Annotated in this window: 16 protein-coding genes and 1 pseudogene; 12 read left to right on the top strand and 5 right to left on the bottom strand. The window is 60.5% G+C overall.

The window, feature by feature from the left end; genetic code table 11:
• Nucleotides 1-24: 24 nt before the first annotated feature.
• The 3 genes from TU74_RS07505 to TU74_RS07495 are packed head-to-tail and all read left to right on the top strand — an operon-like array spanning nucleotide 25 to nucleotide 2,395.
• On the top strand, nucleotides 25-774 hold the full coding sequence (locus tag TU74_RS07505; protein ID WP_048375803.1) for a 5-oxoprolinase subunit PxpA: 750 nt from the start codon (nucleotides 25-27) through the stop codon (nucleotides 772-774).
• Complete coding sequence (locus TU74_RS07500) at nucleotides 771-1,475, top strand: 5-oxoprolinase subunit B family protein (protein WP_048375802.1); 705 nt, start codon at nucleotides 771-773, stop codon at nucleotides 1,473-1,475. Before TU74_RS07505 ends, TU74_RS07500 begins: the two co-directional genes overlap by 4 nt.
• Complete coding sequence (locus tag TU74_RS07495; RefSeq protein WP_048375801.1) at nucleotides 1,472-2,395, top strand: 5-oxoprolinase subunit C family protein; 924 nt, start codon at nucleotides 1,472-1,474, stop codon at nucleotides 2,393-2,395. Before TU74_RS07500 ends, TU74_RS07495 begins: the two co-directional genes overlap by 4 nt.
• A gap of 29 nt (nucleotides 2,396-2,424) precedes the next feature.
• Here TU74_RS07495 and TU74_RS07490 read toward each other — a convergent pair whose 3' ends face one another.
• Nucleotides 2,425-3,603: a vWA domain-containing protein gene (locus tag TU74_RS07490; protein ID WP_047276093.1), complete on the bottom strand. Its 1,179-nt coding sequence runs from the start codon at nucleotides 3,601-3,603 to the stop codon at nucleotides 2,425-2,427.
• Between the two features lie 19 nt (nucleotides 3,604-3,622).
• Nucleotides 3,623-4,468, bottom strand: a complete 846-nt coding sequence (locus TU74_RS07485) for an AAA family ATPase (RefSeq protein ID WP_047276083.1) — start codon at nucleotides 4,466-4,468, stop codon at nucleotides 3,623-3,625.
• 207 nt (nucleotides 4,469-4,675) lie between these two features.
• Here TU74_RS07485 and cysK point away from each other — a divergent pair, with 207 nt between their 5' ends.
• The 3 genes from cysK to TU74_RS07470 all read left to right on the top strand — a co-directional run bounded on the left by cysK (nucleotide 4,676) and on the right by TU74_RS07470 (nucleotide 8,048).
• A complete protein-coding gene (cysK, locus tag TU74_RS07480) occupies nucleotides 4,676-5,650 on the top strand; it encodes a cysteine synthase A (protein ID WP_048375799.1) in 975 nt (324 codons plus the stop codon).
• Between the two features lie 275 nt (nucleotides 5,651-5,925).
• Entirely contained in the window at nucleotides 5,926-6,864 is a 939-nt protein-coding gene (locus TU74_RS07475) for an aspartyl/asparaginyl beta-hydroxylase domain-containing protein (RefSeq protein WP_047276087.1), read from the top strand.
• A gap of 320 nt (nucleotides 6,865-7,184) precedes the next feature.
• Nucleotides 7,185-8,048 carry a DMT family transporter gene (locus tag TU74_RS07470; RefSeq protein WP_047280904.1) on the top strand — a complete coding sequence of 288 codons (864 nt, stop codon included), beginning with the start codon at nucleotides 7,185-7,187 and terminating at the stop codon, nucleotides 8,046-8,048.
• 62 nt (nucleotides 8,049-8,110) lie between these two features.
• On the opposite strand, the gene TU74_RS07465 is transcribed toward TU74_RS07470, so the two are convergent.
• A complete protein-coding gene (locus tag TU74_RS07465) occupies nucleotides 8,111-8,995 on the bottom strand; it encodes a DMT family transporter (RefSeq protein WP_048375797.1) in 885 nt (294 codons plus the stop codon).
• 136 nt (nucleotides 8,996-9,131) lie between these two features.
• Here TU74_RS07465 and aceK point away from each other — a divergent pair, with 136 nt between their 5' ends.
• The 5 genes from aceK (at nucleotide 9,132) to TU74_RS07440 (ending at nucleotide 17,093) form a co-directional block, all read left to right on the top strand.
• On the top strand, nucleotides 9,132-10,841 hold the full coding sequence (gene aceK, locus TU74_RS07460) for a bifunctional isocitrate dehydrogenase kinase/phosphatase (protein ID WP_048375796.1): 1,710 nt from the start codon (nucleotides 9,132-9,134) through the stop codon (nucleotides 10,839-10,841).
• 135 nt (nucleotides 10,842-10,976) lie between these two features.
• Entirely contained in the window at nucleotides 10,977-14,888 is a 3,912-nt protein-coding gene (gene hrpA / locus TU74_RS07455; RefSeq protein WP_048375795.1) for an ATP-dependent RNA helicase HrpA, read from the top strand.
• Nucleotides 14,889-15,076: 188 nt separating this feature from the next.
• Nucleotides 15,077-16,198: a beta-ketoacyl-ACP synthase III gene (locus TU74_RS07450; protein ID WP_047276080.1), complete on the top strand. Its 1,122-nt coding sequence runs from the start codon at nucleotides 15,077-15,079 to the stop codon at nucleotides 16,196-16,198.
• A 56-nt stretch (nucleotides 16,199-16,254) separates the two neighbouring features.
• Nucleotides 16,255-16,857 carry an RNA polymerase sigma factor gene (locus TU74_RS07445; protein ID WP_047294618.1) on the top strand — a complete coding sequence of 201 codons (603 nt, stop codon included), beginning with the start codon at nucleotides 16,255-16,257 and terminating at the stop codon, nucleotides 16,855-16,857.
• Entirely contained in the window at nucleotides 16,851-17,093 is a 243-nt protein-coding gene (locus TU74_RS07440) for an anti-sigma factor family protein (protein ID WP_047294616.1), read from the top strand. The genes TU74_RS07445 and TU74_RS07440 overlap by 7 nt, the downstream gene beginning before the upstream one ends.
• 62 nt (nucleotides 17,094-17,155) lie before the next feature.
• Here TU74_RS07440 and TU74_RS07435 read toward each other — a convergent pair whose 3' ends face one another.
• Nucleotides 17,156-18,448, bottom strand: coding sequence for a putative porin (locus tag TU74_RS07435; RefSeq protein ID WP_047276100.1), 1,293 nt, complete (start codon nucleotides 18,446-18,448; stop codon nucleotides 17,156-17,158).
• 357 nt (nucleotides 18,449-18,805) lie between these two features.
• On the opposite strand from TU74_RS07435, the pseudogene TU74_RS07430 reads away from it, so the two are divergent.
• Nucleotides 18,806-19,929: pseudogene (locus TU74_RS07430) on the top strand (GNAT family N-acetyltransferase).
• Nucleotides 19,930-19,947: 18 nt separating this feature from the next.
• On the opposite strand, the gene aqpZ reads toward TU74_RS07430, so the two are convergent.
• On the bottom strand, nucleotides 19,948-20,649 hold the full coding sequence (gene aqpZ, locus TU74_RS07425; protein WP_048375794.1) for an aquaporin Z: 702 nt from the start codon (nucleotides 20,647-20,649) through the stop codon (nucleotides 19,948-19,950).
• Nucleotides 20,650-20,712: the final 63 nt, after the last annotated feature.

The raw sequence follows: 20,712 nt of genomic DNA, 5'->3' as shown, positions 1-20,712 counted from the left end.
GATAAAAACCACAGGAGCATCATCGTGAGCCGCCTGTTATTGAACTGCGACATGGGTGAAAGTTTTGGCAGCTGGACCATGGGCCTGGATGCCGAGGTGATGCCCTTTATTGATTGCGCCAACATCGCGTGCGGCTTTCATGCCGGTGATCCGCAGATCATGCGCAAAACCGTGGCGCTGGCGCTGGAACATGACGTCCAGATCGGTGCCCATCCGGCGTATCAGGACCTGGCAGGGTTCGGCCGTCGCTCCATGGCCTATACCGCCCAGGCGCTGCAAGACCTGCTGCATTACCAGATCGGCGCCCTGGATGGCATCTGCCGCGCCCAGGGCGCGCGGGTCAGCTACGTCAAACCCCACGGTGCGCTCTACAACGACATGATGGCCAACCCCGAGCAGTTGCGCGCGGTGGTGCGCGCCGTGGCGGCCTACGATGCGAGCCTGCCGCTGATGCTGATGGCGACCCGCGATAACAGCGCCGCGCAAGCCATCGGCGATGCGTGTGGCGTGACCCTGTGGTTTGAAGCATTTGCCGATCGCGCCTATGACGCAGCCGGGCATCTGGTCTCGCGCCAATTACCGGGCGCGGTGCACCACGACCCTGCAGCCATCGTGCAGCAGGCGCTGACCCTTGCAGCGGGCCAGCCGCTGACAGCCATTGATGGCAGCCCATTGCACCTGCACGCCCATACGCTGTGCGTGCATGGCGACAACGCCAGTTCGGTGGCGGCCGTGCAGCGCATTCGTTCGGCCCTGAACGGGCAACGGGCATGAAGCCGCGTATCGAAGTGGCGGCCGTCGACTGCTTGATGCTGCGGTTGTTCGATGAGATTGCCGAACTCAACATGCCGTGGATGCTGGCCGCCACAGAGCGTGTGCGCAGCGGGTTTGCGGGTTTTTTGATTGATGTGGTGCCGTCCTACACCACGCTGATGATTCACTACGACGGGCTGGCGCTCAGCCCGGCACAGGCGCGCGAATTGATTAATCAGGCACTGACAGACCTGCAGCCCGCTACTGGGGACCACGGCCAATGCCATGTGCTGCCGGTGTGGTACGACCTGAGCGTGGGGCCCGAGCTGGCATTGCTGGCCCGGCGCACGGGCGAGTCGCAGGGCGAAGTGATTCGTCGTCACAGCGCGCGTCCGTATCAGGTGTTCGCATTGGGTTTCGCCCCCGGTTTTGCCTTTATGGGGCTGGTAGACGAGGTGTTGGCAGCTCCACGCCTCGACACCCCGCGCAAACGGGTGGCGGCGGGCAGTGTCGGGATTGCCGAACGCCAGACGGCGGCCTATCCGGCCCAGTCACCCGGCGGCTGGAACCTCATCGGGCGCACGCCGGTCATGCTGTTTGACCGGGAGCGGGACGGCTACAGCCTGTTGCAACCCGGCGATCGTGTGCAGTTTGAACCGATCAGTCATAGCGAATTCATCCGCCTGGGCGGTGACGACACCCCGCAGGAGGCCTTGGCATGAGCCCATTGTTGATTCAGGCCAGCACCCCGTTGTGCCAGTTGCAGGACGCCGGACGTTTTGGCGTTCGGCACTTGGGCGTGACGCAGGGCGGTGCAGCCGACTGGCAGTCGATGACGTGGGCCAACTGGCTGTTGGGCAATGGGCTGCAGGCGCCGGTGATTGAAATCACCTTGGGCGGTTTTAGCGTCATCGCCCAGCGCGATTGCACATTGGCGCTGGCGGGTGCAGACCTGGCCGCCACCGTGGATGGTCAGCCGCTCAAGCCGTGGCGCAGTTTCAGGCTGCGCCAGGGTCAGACCTTGGATTTCGTGCAGCCGCTCAACGGCGCGCGCGCTTACCTGGCCGCGCCGGGAGGCTTCGACGCGCCGCGCGTGTTGGGCAGTTGCGCCACGGTGATACGCGAGCAGTTGGGCGGGCTGGATGGCAAGGGGCACGCGCTGGTGAAGGGCGCCGAGCTGGGCTTCAGTGACATTCAGCCCGCGCTGCGTGAGTTGCATCACGCCTGGATTCCCACATTCACCGACGCGGCGTCGTTAAACGTGGTCATGGGCGCGCAGATCGGCAATTTCAGCGGGCAAAGCACGTTTGACGCCTTCAATTGCCCATGGGCAGTCGACAGCCGTGCCGACCGCATGGGCATCCGCTTGCTGGGGCCGACCCTGGTGTACCAAGGGCCGCCGATGATTTCCGAAGGAATTGCGCTGGGAGCGGTGCAAGTGCCGCCGGATGGTCAACCCATCGTGTTGCTCAATGACCGGCAAACCATCGGTGGCTACCCGCGACTGGGGGCATTGACGCCGCTGTCATTGGCCCGGCTGGCCCAGTGCCTGCCGGGACAGCGGGTGACGTTGCGCCCCACGACCCAGGAGGTCGCGCAGCGCCAGCAGGTGCAGTGGATGCAGCGCCTCAACAGCGTCTGAGCCACACCCCTCGGAGGAAGGGTGTCAGTTCATTTCGCCAGAAAGCGCATCCCTTCTTCCAGTCCCTCCAGCGTCAGCGGGTACATGCGGTCTTCAATCAAGTCGCGCACGATGCGCGTCGAGGCCGTGTAGTTCCACGTGTCTTTGGGGTACGGGTTGATCCAGATGAGCTTTTTGTATTTCTCCCTAAAACGCTGCATCCACAGGTAACCCGGTTCTTCGTTCCAGTGCTCGACGCTCCCCCCGGCATGGGTGATTTCGTATGGGCCCATGGCCGCGTCGCCGATGAAGATCACCTTGTAATCGGCGCCGTATTTGTGCAGCACATCCTGGGTCGCGATCCGTTCAACCTGCCGCCGCTGGTTGTTTTTCCACACCGACTCATAAATGAAGTTGTGAAAGTAGTAGTACTCCAGGTGCTTGAACTCAGTCTTGCAGGCCGAGAACAGTTCTTCGCAGATCTGCACATGGGCGTCCATCGAGCCACCAATGTCGAACAGCAACAGCAGCTTGATGGTGTTGCGCCGCTCCGGTCGCATCTGGATATTCAGCAGACCGGCGTCGCGTGCGGTGTGATCGATGGTGCCGTCGATGTCCAGTTCATCTGCCGCACCCTGACGGGCGAATTTTCGCAAACGCCGTAGCGCAACTTTGATGTTGCGGGTGCCCAGTTCGACCTGATCGTCGAGGTTTTTGTACTCGCGCTGTTCCCAGACTTTTGCAGCCTTGCCCTGGCGCGCACCGGCATCCCCGACGCGAATGCCTTCGGGGTGATAGCCGCCGGAACCGAACGGGCTGGTACCGCCGGTGCCGATCCACTTGTTGCCCCCGGCGTGGCGTTCCTTTTGCTCTTCCAGGCGCTGTTTGAACGCTTCGATGAGTTTGTCCAGCCCGCCCAGCGACTGGATCTGCGCCCGCTCTTCATCGCTCAACGAGCGCTCGAACTCCTTGCGCAGCCATTCGTCCGGGATCAGGGCCTCAAGGTGTTCATTGAGGTTTTGCAGGCCGTTGAAATAGGCGCCGAAGGCGCGATCGAACTTATCGTAGTGGCGCTCGTCCTTGACCAGAATGGTGCGCGCCAAAAAGTAAAATTCGTCCATGTCGGCGAAGGTCACGCGGTGTTTGAGCGCGTTGATCAGGTCCAGTAGCTCACGCACCGAAACCGGCACCTTGGCTGCGCGCATTTCATTGAACAGATTCAGCAACATGCTTATCGCCTCGGGTCAATCAACGATTGCCGCGACGGCTCATGAACGCCAGGCGCTCAAGCAATTGCACGTCCTGTTCGTTTTTCACCAGCGCGCCGGCCAGCGGCGGGATGGCCTTGGTCGGATCACGCTCGCGCAGCACGGCTTCGCCGATGTTGTCGGCCATCAGCAGCTTGAGCCAATCCACCAGTTCGGAAGTCGAAGGCTTTTTCTTCAGGCCTGGCACTTTGCGCACATCGAAGAACACGTCGAGCGCTTCGCTGACCAGTTCTTTCTTGATATCAGGGAAGTGCACGTCGACAATTTTTTGCAGCGTGTTGCGGTCCGGGAAGCTGATGTAGTGGAAGAAGCAACGGCGCAGGAAGGCGTCCGGCAGCTCTTTCTCGTTATTGGACGTAATGATGATGATCGGGCGCACCTTGGCCTTGATCGTTTCGTCGGTCTCGTAAACGTAGAACTCCATCTTGTCGAGTTCTTGCAGCAGGTCATTGGGGAACTCGATGTCGGCCTTGTCGATTTCGTCGATCAGCAGAATCACCCGTTCTTCGGCTTCGAAGGCTTCCCACAATTTGCCTTTCTTCAGGTAATTGCGCACATCGTGGACTTTATCGACGCCCAGCTGTGAATCGCGCAGACGGCTGACCGCATCGTATTCATAAAGGCCCTGGTGGGCTTTGGTCGTGGACTTGATATGCCAGGTGATCAGCTTGCAGCCGAAAGACTCGGCCAGTTGCTCGGCCAGCATGGTCTTGCCGGTGCCGGGCTCGCCCTTGACCAGCAGCGGGCGTTCCAGGGTAATGGCCGCGTTGACCGCCAGCTTCAGGTCATCAGTGGCCACGTAGGCGCGGGTACCTTCAAACTTCATCTGCACATCCTCAAACCATGAACCCGGTCTGCACAGGGCAGGGCGGGCGACTAAAAAAGTATGTCCGACTATAACGCGGCACCCGCGTGGCGTGAACGCAAACGCCTCATTCAGTCTGTGAACGGGCCGTCACGCCATGACTGGACGCACGCGAACACGAAGCCTACCCTTGAAGCCTTTCCGAAAAGTGCATAAGGGACCCCCGTCATGAGTCGTATTTTTGCAGATAACGCTCATTCCATCGGTAATACACCGCTGGTACAGATCAACCGCATTGGGCCCCGTGGTGTCACGATTCTGGCCAAGATCGAAGGGCGTAATCCGGGGTATTCGGTTAAATGCCGGATTGGCGCCAACATGATCTGGGACGCCGAGAGCCGCGGGGTACTTAAACAGGGCATGACCATCATTGAACCCACGTCGGGCAATACCGGCATTGGCCTGGCCTTCGTGGCCGCTGCACGCGGTTACAATTTGATGCTGACCATGCCGTCGTCCATGAGCCTTGAACGTCGCAAAGTGCTCAAGGCACTGGGCGCCGAGCTGGTCCTGACTGAACCGGCCAAAGGCATGAAAGGCGCGATCGACAAGGCCGCTGAAATCCAGGCCAGCGACCCTGCCCAGTACTTCATGCCGCAACAATTCGAAAACCCGGCCAACCCTGCCATCCATGAAAAAACCACCGGCCCCGAAATCTGGAACGACACCGGAGAGCGTGTCGATGTGCTGGTTTCAGGCGTGGGCACGGGCGGCACCATCACGGGTATTTCACGGTACATCAAGCACACACTGGGTCAGCCGCTGATGTCAGTGGCCGTTGAACCCATCACCTCGCCAGTCATCACCCAGGCGCTGGCCGGTCAGGCCATCCAGCCTGCGCCGCATAAAATCCAGGGCATCGGTGCCGGTTTTGTGCCAAAAAACCTCGACCTGTCGATTGTCGATCAGGTCGAGCTGGTCAGTGACGATGAGTCCAAGGCCATGGCGCTGCGCCTGATGCATGAAGAAGGCATTTTGTGCGGCATCTCCTGCGGTGCGGCCATGGCAGTGGCGGTGCGTCTGGCCGAAAAACCGGAGATGCAAGGCAAGACGATTGTGGTGATCCTGCCGGACTCGGGCGAACGTTACCTGTCGAGCTTTCTGTTCAGCGACATGTTTAGTGAGCAGGAACTGGAGCAGTAAGGCCACAATTATCACGGCCGGGGCGGCGCAGGCGGGCGGGCTCACCGCGCCTGCGCAAGCGCCGCCTGTCGCGTCCCGGCCCGCATCAGCGACAGGTTTTGCCTGACTCACATCAAGCGATTTCGCCTCGGCATATGCTATTAAATGCGCTGTTACGTAATCCTTAACACTGAATGTTGGATCACGCGGGTTTTGTCCTGCGCCGGTAGTGTTTATCATGCCCGGCTGCCACATCGGGCTATCGGTGCCGCACAGTTTTTTCGAGGAGTTGTTGCATGACCTTATCCTTCGCCATCAAGGCAGGGCTGATACTGCTGTTTGTCGGCAGCATCCTTTACGTGCACTTGCGCGGCAAGGCGCGCTTGCCGGTGTTGCGTCAGTTCGTCAACCACTCCGCTTTTTTTGCGCCGTACAACGCCTTGATGTACCTGTTCTCCGGTGTGCCGTCCAAACCTTACCTGGACCGCAGCAAATTCCCCGAGCTGGATATCCTCAAGGACAACTGGCAGGCGATTCGCGAAGAGGCCATGCACCTGTTCGACGAGGGCTACATCCGCGCCGCCGAAAAGAACAACGACGCAGGCTTCGGTTCGTTCTTCAAAAAAGGCTGGAAGCGCTTTTACCTCAAGTGGTACGACAAGCCGCTGCCTTCCGCAGAGCTGCTTTGCCCGAAAACCGTGGCGCTGGTCAACAGCATTCCTAACGTCAAAGGCGCGATGTTTGCCTTGCTGCCGGGCGGCAGTCACCTCAACCCGCACCGCGACCCGTTTGCCGGTTCACTGCGTTATCACCTCGGGCTGTCAACGCCCAACTCCGACGCGTGCCGCATCTTTGTGGACGGCGAGGAGTACGCCTGGCGTGATGGCGAAGACGTGATGTTCGATGAAACCTACGTGCATTGGGTCAAAAACGAAACCGACATCACCCGCGTCATCCTGTTCTGTGACGTGGAACGGCCGTTGACCAACCGCCTCATGACCAAGATCAACCGTTGGGTCAGCGCTCAGTTGGGCAAAGCCACCGCGCCGCAAAACCTGGACGACGAACGAGTAGGCGGCATCAACAAAGCCTACGCCTGGAGCAAACGCTTCAGCGATCGCTTCAGTGGCGTGGTCAAGCAGTGGAAACGCCGCAACCCCAAGCTGTACCGCATCATGCGCCCGGTGTTGGCGGTGCTGGTGCTGGTGCTGCTGTGGCGCTGGTTGTTCGGTTAACGTATTGCCAATTGTATCGGGCGCTGGTTATAGTCGGCGCTCGATACCCTTCAGAACGATCAGCCCATGCCGGTTTCTCTTCCACACCGCGTTGTCGATTCAGCAGTCACTGCTGACGCAGTGCCGTGTGCGAATCAGCAGCCGGAGCAGATCATTCACTCCCCCCCTCCTGTCAGCAGCACTGTGGTGTACGTCGTCGTATCGCCACCGGGTGTTGTGACGGGCTGAGCCGAGCCTTCGGCTGCCCGTACCCGTCTGAAAAACCACTGAACTTCAGCCTTGGCTGAGTGGCCTTTTTTGCCTGATGACAGGTGTAACTCATGTATTCGATCTCAAAAGATGCCGCGCTGGCGGCTGCCTCCACGTGTGTGTTTGTGTTGCTGTGGAGCAGCGGCGCGATTTTCTCCAAATGGGGCTTGGCCCACGCGTCGCCCTTTGCGTTTCTATTGATCCGCTTTGCCATCGCGTTACTGGCGCTGGTGCTGTTGATCCCCTTGCTCAAACTCCAGCGGCCGCGCGGGGCCCGGGCGGTGCGGTATGCATTGGCCACCGGGGCGGTCTTGCTGGGCGCCTATCAGATTTTTTACATGCTGGCGCTGTCGCTTCACATCACGCCGGGCGTCATGGCCACGGTCATGGGCGTCCAGCCGATTCTGACCGCTGTGATCCTGGAGCGGCGCCTTTGCTGGAGCCGACTGCTGGGGCTGTTTCTGGGGTTGGCCGGGCTGATTCTGGTGGTGTACCAGGGCATCGGGCTGGCGGGCATGTCATGGCAAGGCATGCTGTTCGCGGTGCTGGCGCTGGGGAGCATGACGTTCGGCACCCTGATGCAAAAGCGCATCACCCATAACCCGTTGGGCACCTTGCCATTGCAGTACCTTGCCGGGCTGGTGGTGTGCGCGGTGTTCGTGCCGTTTCAACCCTTTAACGTCCAGTACAGCGCAGGCTTTGTAATTCCGGTGTTGTGGATGGGGCTGGTGGTCTCGGTGCTGGCCACCTTGTTGCTGTACCGGATGATTGCGCGGGGCAACCTGGTCAATGTCACCAGCCTGTTTTACCTGGTGCCTGCCGTCACAGCCGTGATGGACTACCTGATTTTCGGCAATACCCTCGCGGCGTTGAGCCTGCTGGGCATGGCCATGATCATCGTGGGCCTGATGTTCGTGTTCCGTAAAACCGCGTAACCGCTGAGCCGGGCTGCGAAGGGGCAATGCGGCCTTCTTCGCAGCTTGCTTGAGTCACGGTATCAAGGCCGTCCGGGCCTGAGCACCAGCCACAGCGCCACGGCGATCAACAGCCCGCCATACACGTGCGCCATCGAGAGCGGCTCGTCCAGAAACAGTGCGCCCCACAGCACGCCAAACGGCGGGATCATAAAGGTCACGGTCATGGACTTGACCGGACCGATACTGGTCAGCAGGCGGAAGTACAAAATGTACGCAAACGCTGTGCACAACAGGCCCAACCCCAGCAGCGACAACCACACGCTTGTACCACCCCAACTGGCGGGTGGCTGATGGATCAGGCTGCCCGCAAACAGCGGCAGCAGAAACAGCGTGGCCCCGAGCATGCTGCCCAGCGCCGAGAGACGCGGGTCCAGCCCACCTTGCTGATCCAGCCAGCGGCGCGCCAAAAAGCCAGCGAAGCCGTAGCAAGTGGTGGCCAGCAAGCAGGCGAGGGCGCCCATCAGCAAGTCCATGTCAAACGCGACAGGCCCTGCCCGGGTCAGAATGCCCACCCCCAACAGGCCCAAAAACACCCCTGCCATTTTGGTCGGCGTGAGTTTTTCACTGAAAAACAGGCCGCCAATCAGCACGCCCATCAGTGGCGTGGTGGCGTTGAAAATGGCTGAATACCCGGCAGGCAGCACCTGGGCCGCCACGGAATACAACGTGGCCGGTATGCCTGAGTTAATGACTCCGAGGATCAGCACCACTTTGAATTTGCCGCCGAAATTCCAGCTGACACGCATCATCGTCAGCATCACCAACAATCCGGTGGCCGCGATGGACACACGAAAGAAAGCAGTAGGGATGGAGCCGAGAACCGGTGCGATGATCCGCATAAATAAAAAGCTGGCGCCCCAAATGCCTGCCAGCGACAGCATGCGCACGATATCGACAAGTCTCACGGATGTTTCCTTACAGGTTTTGTGGCGGGCAGTGTAGGGGATGCTGCGCGCAAGGCAATGGTTGCGTCCGGTAACAATTGGCCTCTAAGCTCAGGCGCATAACAACATCCACGACGTTCGTGCAGAGGTTTTCCCCATGCCCCGTACCTGGCCGGCCGACGCCATCGCAACACTGATTCTCGATGGCTTCGATGATTACCGTGAGCACTTTCGGCAAATCACCGACGGCGCCCGCGCCCGGTTTGAAGGCGCGCTGTGGCAGGACGCGCAGGAGGCTTCCGCCGCACGGATCAACCTCTATGAGCAAAAAGTCAGTCAGGTCCGCCAGCGGTTGCAATCGGCGTTCGCTGAACAGGGTTTGCTGGATGCCAGCCAGTGGCCCTTGGTCAAGCACGCGTACATCCGCCTGATTGATCCGCGGCTGGACGATGAGCTGGCCGAGACCTGGTACAACTCGACGTTTTGCAGCCTGTTCAGCCACGACCTGATCAGCGACGACTGCATGTTCATTCACACCACGCGCCCGGCCTTGCGTGAGCCGCGGGCCGCACAAACCCGCACGTATCGCCCCGCCGGGCAGTTAAGCCTCACGCTCACGCAGATCTTCAGCGACTACGCGTTCAGTGAGGCGTACGCCGATTTACCGGGGGACGTGCGCAGGCTGGAAGCACACCTGCGTGAAAGCCTGCCCGACTGGGTGTGCAAAGACCCGGACATGAGCATCGAACTGTTTGGCTCGGTGTTGTACCGCAACAAGGGGGCCTATCTGGTAGGGCGCCTCTACACCCGTGACGAGCAATGGCCGCTGGTGATCCCGCTGCTGCACCGCGAAGGACGGGGCATTCAGATAGACGCTTTGATCACCGACGAAGCCGAAGTGTCGATCATTTTCTCCTTCACCCGTTCGTACTTCATGGTCGATGTACCAGTGCCCGCCGAGTTTGTCGGCTTTCTCAAACGCATCCTGCCGGGCAAGCACATCGCCGAGCTCTACACCTCCATCGGTTTTTACAAACACGGGAAGTCCGAGTTCTACCGCGCTCTCATCAACCATCTGGCCACCACGGATGACCGCTTCATCATGGCCCCCGGCGTGCGCGGCATGGTCATGACCGTGTTCACCCTGCCGGGCTTCAACACCGTGTTCAAACTGATCAAGGACACGTTTTCACCCTCCAAAAACGTCAACCGGGCCACGGTCATTGAAAAATACCGGCTGGTCAAAAGCGTGGATCGGGTCGGGCGCATGGCCGACACCCAGGAATTTGCGGATTTCCGTTTCCCGTTAAGCCAGTTCGAGCCCGAGTGCCTGGCCGAGCTGCTGGACGTGGCGCCGTCCACGGTCGAGGTGGAAGGCGACACGGTACTGATTCGCCACTGTTGGACCGAGCGGCGCATGACCCCGCTCAACCTGTACCTGGAAAACGCCAACCCTGCGCAAATCCGCGAAGCCCTGGACGACTATGGGTTGGCGATCAAACAACTGGCGGCGGCCAACATCTTCCCCGGCGACATGCTGTTGAAAAACTTTGGCGTCACCCGCCATGGCCGCGTGGTGTTCTACGACTATGACGAAATCTGCTTTCTGACCGAAGCCAACTTCCGCCACATCCCCCAGCCGCGCACCCCGGAAGACGAAATGGCCAGCGAGCCGTGGTACTCCATCGGTCCGCTGGACGTGTTCCCCGAAGAATTTCCGCCGTTCCTGTTCGCCGATGCCAGCCAGCGCCGTTTGTTCGACGAGCTGCACGGTGAAATCTACGACGCCGATTACTGGAAAGGCCTGCAAGCCTCCATCGCGTCGGGCAAGGTGATCGATGTGTTTCCTTATCGGCGGCGGGGATGATGCTGCACAGGGGAGGCGTTTCTTGACACCTCCCGGATACGCGCAATTGAGCGTCGTCGTGCTACAGATTCGTGCTTGGGCCCCTAAATCTGCGACAATCCGCCCCCTGCCTTTACCAAGACTGTTACGCACCTGATGACTGACGAATCGCCTGCTATCGACAAGCTGTTGAAAAACCTCGATCACGCCATGATTGCCGACCGCCACACGCTGCGTCGGCAGTTGCATGAGCTGCGCAAAAAACCGGACGACGCCAAGCTGGCGGCCTGGGTGGCGCGGGTCGAGGCGTCGTGCGCGCAGGTGACGGCGCGGGCGGCCAGTGTGCCGTTGATTCGCTATGACGAACACTTGCCGATCGCCGCCAAGCGCGATGAGATCAAGGCCGCGCTGCTCAAGCATCAGGTGCTGATTCTGGCCGGTGAAACCGGTTCGGGCAAAACCACCCAGCTGCCGAAAATCTGCCTGGAGATCGGGCGCGGTCAGCACGGTTTGATTGGCCATACGCAGCCCCGGCGTATCGCCGCGCGCAGCGTGGCCAGTCGCGTGGCCGAGGAACTGGGGACGCCGTTGGGCGCATTGGTCGGCTATCAGGTGCGGTTTGAGGATCAAAGCGATTCCAACACGCTGATCAAGTTGATGACCGACGGGATTTTGTTGGCCGAAACCCAGCACGACCGCTTCCTCGAACGCTACGACACGATCATCGTCGACGAAGCCCACGAACGCAGCCTGAACATCGACTTTTTGCTGGGTTACCTGAAAATCCTGCTGCCCCGGCGTCCGGACCTCAAGGTCATCATTACCTCGGCCACCATCGATTTGGAGCGTTTCTCCAAACACTTCAACGATGCGCCGATTGTGGAAGTCTCGGGCCGCACGTTCCCGGTCGAGACCTGGTATCGCCCGTTGACCGCCGAGCAGGACGAGGAGGGCAACAGCGTCGAAGAGGATTTGAGCGTCGATCAGGCGATCATTGCGACGCTGGACGAAATTGCCGCCCACGAGCGCCATGAGCGCAAGAGCCCCGGCGACGTGCTGGTGTTTTTGCCCGGCGAGCGCGAAATCCGCGATGCCGCCGACATGTTGCGCAAGGCCCAGCTCAAACACACCGAAATCCTGCCGTTGTATGCACGACTGTCACCGGCCGAGCAGCAGCGGATCTTCCAGTCGCACCCCGGACGCCGTGTGGTCTTGGCGACCAACGTCGCAGAAACCTCCCTGACGGTGCCGGGCATTCGTTATGTGATTGACAGCGGCACCGCACGTATCAGCCGCTACAGCTACCGGGCCAAGGTCCAGCGTTTGCCGATCGAAGCCATTTCCCAGGCCAGCGCCAATCAGCGCAAGGGCCGCTGCGGGCGGGTTGAGCCGGGTATCTGCGTGCGGTTGTACGCCGAAGAAGACTTCAACGGGCGCCCGGAATTTACCGATCCCGAGATTCTGCGTACCAACCTTGCGGCCGTCATCCTGCAAATGTTGCACCTGCGTCTGGGGGAAATTACGGCGTTCCCGTTCATCGAGCCGCCAGACGGCAAAGCCATTACGGACGGCTTCAACCTGTTGCAGGAGCTGTCCGCCGTCAACCGCGAAAACCAGCTGACGCCGCTGGGCCGCCAACTGGCGCGCCTGCCGGTCGACCCACGCATGGGGCGCATGCTGCTTGAAGCGGCCAAGCTCGGCAGCTTGCAGGAAGTGTTGATCGTGGCCAGTGCGATGTCGGTGCAAGACCCGCGCGAGCGTCCGCCGGAGCGCCAGCAGGCGGCCGATCAGGCCCACGCGCAATGGAAGGATGTGGACTCGGACTTTGCCGCGCTGATCAATGTGTGGCGCGGGTTTGAAGAGCAGCGCCAGGCGCTGACCGCCAGCCCGCTGCGCAACTGGTGCCGCAAGAATTTCCTGAACTACCTGCGCTTGCGCGAGTGGCGCGATTCTCACCGTCAACTGAGCTTGATCTGCCGTGACCTGCAACTGTCGGTCAATAAAGAACCGGCGGATTACCCCAAGCTGCACAAGGCCGTGTTGTCGGGGTTGCTCAGCCAGATCGGGCAGAAGTCCGAAGAAGGTGATTACCTGGGCGCGCGTCAGCGTCGGTTCTGGATTCACCCGTCTTCGGGGTTGGGCAAAAAGCGCCCGCAATGGCTGATGACCGCCGAGCTGGTGGAAACCACCAAGCTGTATGCGCGCATGGTGGCCAAGATCGAGCCGGACTGGATCGAGCCGCTGGCCGGGCATCTGGTCAAAAAGAATTACTTCGAGCCGCACTGGGAGAAAAAACGCGGGCAAGTGGTGGCTTTCGAGCAAATCACGCTGTTCGGTTTGATCGTGGTAGGCCGTCGCCCTGTGCATTACGGGCCGATTGACCCGGTGTTGTCCCGCGAGCTGTTTATCCGCGAAGGGTTGGTGCGCGGTGAAATCCAGTCGCGGGCCAAGTGCCTGGCGGCCAACGCCCGCTTGCTGGAGCAGCTCGACGAGCTGGAAGCCAAGGCCCGGCGCCGTGACATTCTGGCGGACGAAGAGACCCTGTTTGCGTTCTACGATGCGCGCCTGCCCGCCGAGATTCATCAGACCGCGACTTTCGACAGCTGGTACCGGGTCAACAGTCAGAAAGACCCGCAGCTGTTGATCATGCGCGAAGAAGACGTGCTGGCCCGCGAGGCCACTGAAATCACCGCCCAGCATTACCCGGACACATTGCGTCTGGGGGATTTGACGCTGGCGCTCAGTTATCACTTTGAGCCGAACCACCCCCGTGACGGCGTGACGGTCAAAGTGCCCGCGCCGCTGTTGCCCGTGCTGCCGCCCGAGCGCCTGGAGTGGCTGGTGCCGGGGATGATCGAGGCCAAGTGCATCGCGCTAGTGCGCAGCCTGCCCAAGGCATTGCGCAAAAACTTCGTGCCGGTGCCGGACTTCGTCAAGGCTGCGTTGCAGCGTATGGCGTTTGGTCAGGGTTCGTTGCCCCAGGCGCTGGGGCGTGAACTGTTGCGCATGACAGGCGTGCGGGTCAGTGATGAGGCGTGGGCCGAGGCGGCGCAGCAGGTCGACAGTCATCTGCGGATGAACCTGGAAATCGTCGACGCCCATGGCAAGTTCCTTGGCGAAGGCCGCGATCTGGCCGAGCTGACCGCGCGTTTTGCTGAAGCCAGCCAAGCCGCTCTGGCTGTGCCGCAGAGCGCCGAAAGCCAACAGCCGGTGCAGGCCAGGGGCTTTGCCCCGGTGGCGGAGAAAACCCAGCAAAAGATTGCCGGTTTGTCGATGACGGTGTACCCGGCGCTGGTCGAAGAGGGCAATACGGTCAAGGAAGGTCGATTCTCGACCCCGGCCGAGGCCGAATACCAGCACCGTCGCGCCTTGCAGCGCTTGCTGATGCAGCAGTTGGCCGAACCTGCGAAGTTCCTGCGGGGCAAATTGCCGGGGCTGACCGAACTGGGCTTGCTGTACCGCGAGCTGGGACGGGTTGAAAGTCTGGTCGAAGATATTCTGCTGGCCAGCCTCGACAGTTGCATTCTTGAAGGCGAGGCCGTGCTGCCCCGTGATGGCGCCGGGCTGGCTTCACTGGCCGAACGCAAGCGCGCCGGCTGGACGGAACACGCCGAGAAACTGGCGAAACTGACGCTGGACATCCTCAAGCTGTGGCACGGTCTGCAAAAGCGCTTCAAAGGCAAGATCGACCTGGCCCAGGCCGTGGCGTTGAATGACATCAAGCAGCAACTGAGCCATTTGGTGTACCCCGGATTTGTCCGGGAAACCCCCGCGATGTGGCTCAAGGAGCTGCCGCGTTACCTCAAGGCCATTGAACTGCGCCTGGAGAAACTGCCGGGCCAGGTGCAAAAAGATCGGGTGTGGAGCGGCGAATTGAGTGGGCTGTGGGCGCAGTATCAGGCCCGCGCCACCAAGCATGCGCAAGAAGGCAAGCGCGATCCGCAACTGGAGCTGTACCGCTGGTGGCTGGAAGAATACCGGGTGTCGCTGTTCGGCCAGCAACTGGGCACCAAGGTGCCGATTTCTGACAAGCGCCTGAGCAAACAGTGGAGCCAGGTGGAGGCGTGACACGCGCCTCCGGCCGTCGATGCGGCGATAACGCAAATGTTGCCTTTTATGGCAAACTTCGCGGCTATTAAGTCCAGACACGTATGTGATCCAAGGCACTTCACCCCCCGTTTGTCCGGGGTGAGTCCTTTTATGATTTGGTACGCAAGTGCCAATATTTTCTGCTTGAACAGAACAGAGGAACGACCGTGCATAACGTCGTCATCAGCGGCACCGGCCTGTATACCCCGGCCAACAGCATCTCCAACGAAGAGCTGGTGCAGTCTTTCAATACCTATGTGCAACAGTTCAACGCCGAACACGCGGCTGCCATCGAGGCCGGTGAGATTCAGCCTCTGGCCGAATCCAGCGCGGCCTTTATCGAAAAAGCCTCCGGCATCAAAAGCCGTTTTGTGATGGACAAGGACGGCATCCTTGACCCGCAGCGCATGCGCCCGCGTCTCCCGGAGCGTTCCAACGACGAAATGTCGGTGCTCTGCGAAATGGCGGTCGGCGCGGCACAGCAGGCGCTGGAGCGCGCAGGCAAAACCGCAGCCGATATCGACGGCGTGATCGTGGCGTGCTCCAACCTGCAACGCCCGTACCCGGCCATTGCCATCGAGGTGCAACACGCACTGGGCATTCAGGGTTTTGGTTTTGACATGAACGTCGCCTGCTCGTCCGCGACCTTCGGCATCCAGACCGCCAGCAACAGCGTGCAGTTGGGCCAGGCCCGCGCCGTGCTGCTGATCAGCCCCGAAGTGTGCACCGGCCACCTGAACTTCCGGGACCGTGACAGCCATTTCATCTTTGGTGATGCGGCGACGGCCGTGGTGATCGAGCGCGCTGACCTGGCGACTTCGGCGCATCAGTTCGATATCGTCAGCAGCAAATTGCTGACAACCTTTTCGAACAACATCCGCAATAATTTCGGCTTCCTGAACCGTGCTTCGGACGAACCTGCCGACAGCCCGGACAAGTTGTTCGTGCAGGAAGGGCGCAAAGTGTTCCGTGACGTGTGCCCGATGGTGGCCGAGCTGATCGGGCAGCACCTCGAAGAAAACCAGTTGGACGTGGCCGACGTGAAGCGCTTCTGGCTGCACCAGGCCAACCTCAGCATGAACCACCTGATCGTCAAGCGCCTGCTGGGCCGTGAAGCCTCGGTCGAAGAAGCGCCGGTGATTCTGGATACCTACGCCAACACCAGTTCGGCGGGATCGGTGATTGCGTTCCATAAGTACCAGGATGACTTGCCCAACGGCGCGCTGGCCATTCTCAGTTCGTTCGGTGCGGGTTACTCCATCGGTAGCGTGATTCTGCGCAAGCGTTAATCCCCTTGCAGGGTCGTTGTCCAGATAGGGCAGCGGCCCTGATGATGTGAGGCCTGATGGCTGAGTCTGAATTACTCGCCCGCCTGCTGGCGGGTGATGACCGGGCGTTTCGCGAGCTGGTCAGCACCTATCAAAGTGCCATGCGTGCCGTGGCGTACGCGATTGTCGGCAGTCGTCATGCAGACGAAGCGGTGCAAGACGCCTGGTTGTCGGTGGTGCGCAATCTGGACGGGTTCGAAGGTCGATCCAGCCTGAAAACCTGGTTGCTGACGATCACGGCCAACGCGGCTAAAAATCGCTACAAACAGAATCGGCGCGAAGTGTTGCTCGATGACCTGCCATCGCCCCACGGCAGTGTTGACGATGACCGTTTCTCCAGTGATGGCCATTGGCTGTTGGCGCCTTTTGCCTGGCATCAGGACACCCCGGAAGCCTTGTTGACGGAGGACGAACTGCGTGAGTGCCTTGAGCACACCTTGCTCAGCCTGCCGCAGTTGCAAAACAGTGTGCTGGTGTTGCGCGAGCGCGAAGGGCTGGCGCTGGAAGACATTTGTAATCTTCTGCAGATAACGCTCTCTAATGCCCGGGTGCTGATACATCGTGCCCGGCTTAAAGTCTTCGCGACGGTGGAGCATTTCGAGGAAACCGGTGAATGTTGACCTGCAAACAGCAAGTTGCCCGTTCAAGTGATTATCTGGATGGCCAGTTGACCTTTCGTGAGCGGCTGCTGGTGCGCCATCATTTGCTGTTCTGCCCCAACTGCCGTCGGTTCATCAAGCAAATGCGGTTGCTCAATGCCACCCTCAAACACTTGCCGCAGGCCCCGCCAGCGGACCTTGAGGCGACGGTTGAGCGAATGGTGCGTGAGCGGTCGCGTCACCAAAAAGGGGACTAAAGACAAGGCGCCGTCGACGGATGAAGGGGATCGACGGCGCCTTTCTTTGATTCAAGCGTGGATTAGAACTTGGCTTCTACGTCCAGTTGCAGGGTGTTGGTGTTCGCGTCTTTCTGGGTCGTGGTGGCGTAGTCGGCCTTGGTCAGGTAGTACGTCACGCCGACACCGAAGTTCTTGTCGATTTCGTAACCCAGTTTGACCTTATGGCCACGCGAGCCAGTCGTGCCGTTGGCAAAGTCGGAGTCAGTGAATGCCCCGACCACGGCGTTACGTTGAACGTCGCGGTAGTTGTAGTCCAGGCTGAAGGCGTCCAGCTTGCTCTTGAAACCCACCAGCCAGGCATCGTCCTGATCGCTGTCGGTGGCGGCGTTGTGCACGTACTGGCCGTACAGCGACAGCGGCAGTGGCAGGTTGGCGATGTCGACCTGGCCGAAACCTTCATACAGGCGGAACTCGCTGGTGCTGTTGCCATTGACGGCCAGGGCGCACGGCGTGGTTTTGGTGCCGGTGGTCGGGCACTTGCTGTCATCGTCGTTTTTGTAGCCGTAAACGCTGCCGCCCAAGGTCACTTTGAGGCTGTCGGTCGGTGCGAAGCGTGTGCCCAATTGACCGGCATACATGCTCAGGTCGTGGCGGAACTGCACGCCTTCGCCGTCGACGTTGTCCTTGAGGGTGTAGTAACCCGCGCTGCCGAACATTTCGACGCCGCTGTTGCCCAGGTTGTGCTTGTAGGTAGCGGCCACGCCTTCAGGGTTGATGTCGCTGTCCCAGATCACATCACCGGTGCTCACCCACGGTTGTGGCATCTTGCCGCCAATCAGGTGCAGGTCCTTGACCGCGGTCGGGTGGTAGTCGATGTAGGCCTGATCCAGCCACAGCTGTTTCTTGTCGAAATAGTTGTCCAGGTCCTGGTTGGTCGAACGCGCATCGTCGCCGCCGCCAGTGGCGATACGAATTCCGGTGTTCACCTGCGGGTTGATCTGGGTGTAGGCACCCAGGCGTGCACGAATACGCTGGCGGTCCTTGTTTTTGCCGTCTGACTCACCGTCGATCTTGATGTTCTCATGGCGAACCCGCACGTCACCCTTGAACTCGGTCTTGGCGGCCCATGCCACTTTTTGTTCAAACGCGCTGAGGTCGGATTTTTTGACCTGTTGGGCGGCAGCTTCCTGCTGAGCCTGTTTTTCACTGGCGAGTTCGGTTTGCAACTCGGCGTATTGGCCAGGGGAGATGGAACCGTTTGCCTTGAGCATTTCCAGCAGTTTGGCATCGACCCCGGCGCTGGCCGGAATACTCATGGCTAACGCCAGGCCGCCACATAGTCCCGCCGCAACCCGTGTAGATACAAGACGCATATGAATCTCCCAGTGGTGGGATGGCGATGACCATCCCAGGAAAAACGGCCCTTCTCGGGCTCAAAATGGGTGCGGGGCGAGTGTGTTATTGGCGTGTTGGCAGCCGTCCACTCATAACCCCGCGCTCTAAGAAGCGGCGCCAGTATCGCGGCTGGATATGACAGAAAAGTGGCAGGGTGATAGCAAGTCTGTGACACCGCTCCAGCCCCCGGTTGGCAGGCGTTCCGGTGGGCTGAAGTGCCGCGCCGGCACGCGTGCTGTGTGCAGGTGCTGCCGGGCATGAGGCGGCGAAGGGCGTTTTCAAAGGCGGGCGGGGTGATACCATCGCCGCTCTGAAGCGCGTGCCGGAGCCCCTCAATGCCGTTACATCGTCTGGACAGTCTGTCGGCTATCAGCGCCCCTGAATGGGATGCACTGGTCCCCACGTCCCACCCTTTTTTGCGTCATGCCTTTCTCAGCGCGCTTGAAGACAGTGGCAGCCTGAACCCGCAGTCCGGCTGGCAGCCCGAGCACCTGTTGCATTACGCGCACGGCACTTTGCAGGCGGCATTGCCCAGTTATCGCAAATGGCATTCCTATGGCGAGTACGTGTTCGATCACGAATGGGCCAACGCCTGTGAACGGGCGGGGATCGAGTACTACCCCAAGCTGTTGACTGCCGTGCCTTTCAGCCCCGTGAGCGGCCCGCGTCTTTTGGCTGCCAGCGCCGAGCAAGGGCGTGAGTTGCTGGCGGCGTTGCCGGGCTATCTGGAGATCGAAGGGTTGTCCAGTGCGCACATCAACTTTACCGATGCGCTGGCAGACAGCGCGTTGGCGGAGCAAGCCGGCTGGTTGCAACGCCTGGGCTGCCAGTTCCATTGGCAAAACCGCGGGTATCGCGACTTTCAGGACTTTCTCGACACGCTCAGCTCGCGCAAGCGCAAACAAATGCGCAAGGAGCGCGAACAGGTCGCCGCGCAGGGTTTCACGTTCGAGTGGCTGGAAGGTCGTCAGGTGAGCGAGGCGCAGTGGGATTTTGTCTACGCCTGCTATGCGCACACCTACGCCGTGCGTCGACAGACGCCGTATTTGACCCGCGCGTTTTTCAGCCTGTTGGCCGAGCGCATGCCCGAGGCCATTCGCGTGGTATTGGCCAAGCAGGGCGCTTCACCGGTGGCCATGGCGTTCAGTCTGTTGGGAGGCGACAGCCTGTATGGCCGCTACTGGGGCTGCCTGGCCGAGTTCGATCGCCTGCACTTCGAAACGTGTTTTTACCAGGGGATGGAGTACGCCTCGCCCACGGTATTGAGCGCTTCGATGCGGGGGCCCAGGGTGAGCACAAGTTGATCCGCGGCTTTGAGCCGGTCATCACACGTTCCTGGCATTACCTGCGGCACCCGGGCCTGAAAGCTGCGGTCAGCGATTTTCTGGAACGCGAGCGCGAAGGCGTGCTGGCGTATGCGGAACAAGCGAGGTCGGCGCTGCCTTATCGGCAGGCCTGAGCCTCGCCGTGTTGCACCTCAGTTGTCGGTCTTGCCCAGCCAGCGATAGGTCAGCCCGCCGATGGCCGCGCCCACCAGTGGCACCACCCAGAACATCCACAGCTGTTGGATCGCCCAGCCGCCGACGATCAGCGCCGGCCCGGTGCTGCGGGCCGGATTGACCGACGTGTTGGTCACCGGTATTGAGATCAGGTGAATCAGCGTGAGCGCCAGGCCAATGGCAATGGGGGCCAATCCGGGCGGTGCGCGTTTATCGGTGGCGCCCATGATGATCAGGATAAACATGGTGCTCATGACCAATTCGCACACCAGCCCGGCGATCATTGAATAGCCTCCTGGTGAGTGTTCGCCATAGCCATTGGCGGCCAGCCCGCTGACGGCCAGATCGAAACCCGGTTTGCCGCTGGCGATGAAGTACAGCACGCTGGCCGCAATGATCCCGCCAATGACCTGGGCCACCATGTAGGCGGGCAACTCCCTGGCCGGGAAGCGTCCGCCCACCCACAACCCGAAGGATACGGCGGGATTGAGGTGGCAGCCGGAGATATGGCCGATGGCGAAGGCCATTGTCAGTACTGTCAGACCAAATGCCAGCGCCACGCCGAGCAATCCGATGCCGACATCGGGGAAAGCAGCGGCGAGTACCGCGCTGCCACACCCGCCAAGGACTAACCAGAAAGTGCCGATCAACTCTGTGATGGAGCGTTTGAACAGGTTCATGTCAGGGTCCTGGATAGATGGCTTGATCTATCAGTGATCACTCGGTGCATCCTGCATGTTTGA

Source organism: Pseudomonas lundensis (genome assembly GCF_001042985.1).
In the GTDB taxonomy this organism is placed as follows: Bacteria; Pseudomonadota; Gammaproteobacteria; order Pseudomonadales; family Pseudomonadaceae; genus Aquipseudomonas; species Aquipseudomonas lundensis.
Note: the sequence above shows the minus strand (reverse complement) of the source record. Positions and strands in the feature narration are given on the sequence as shown.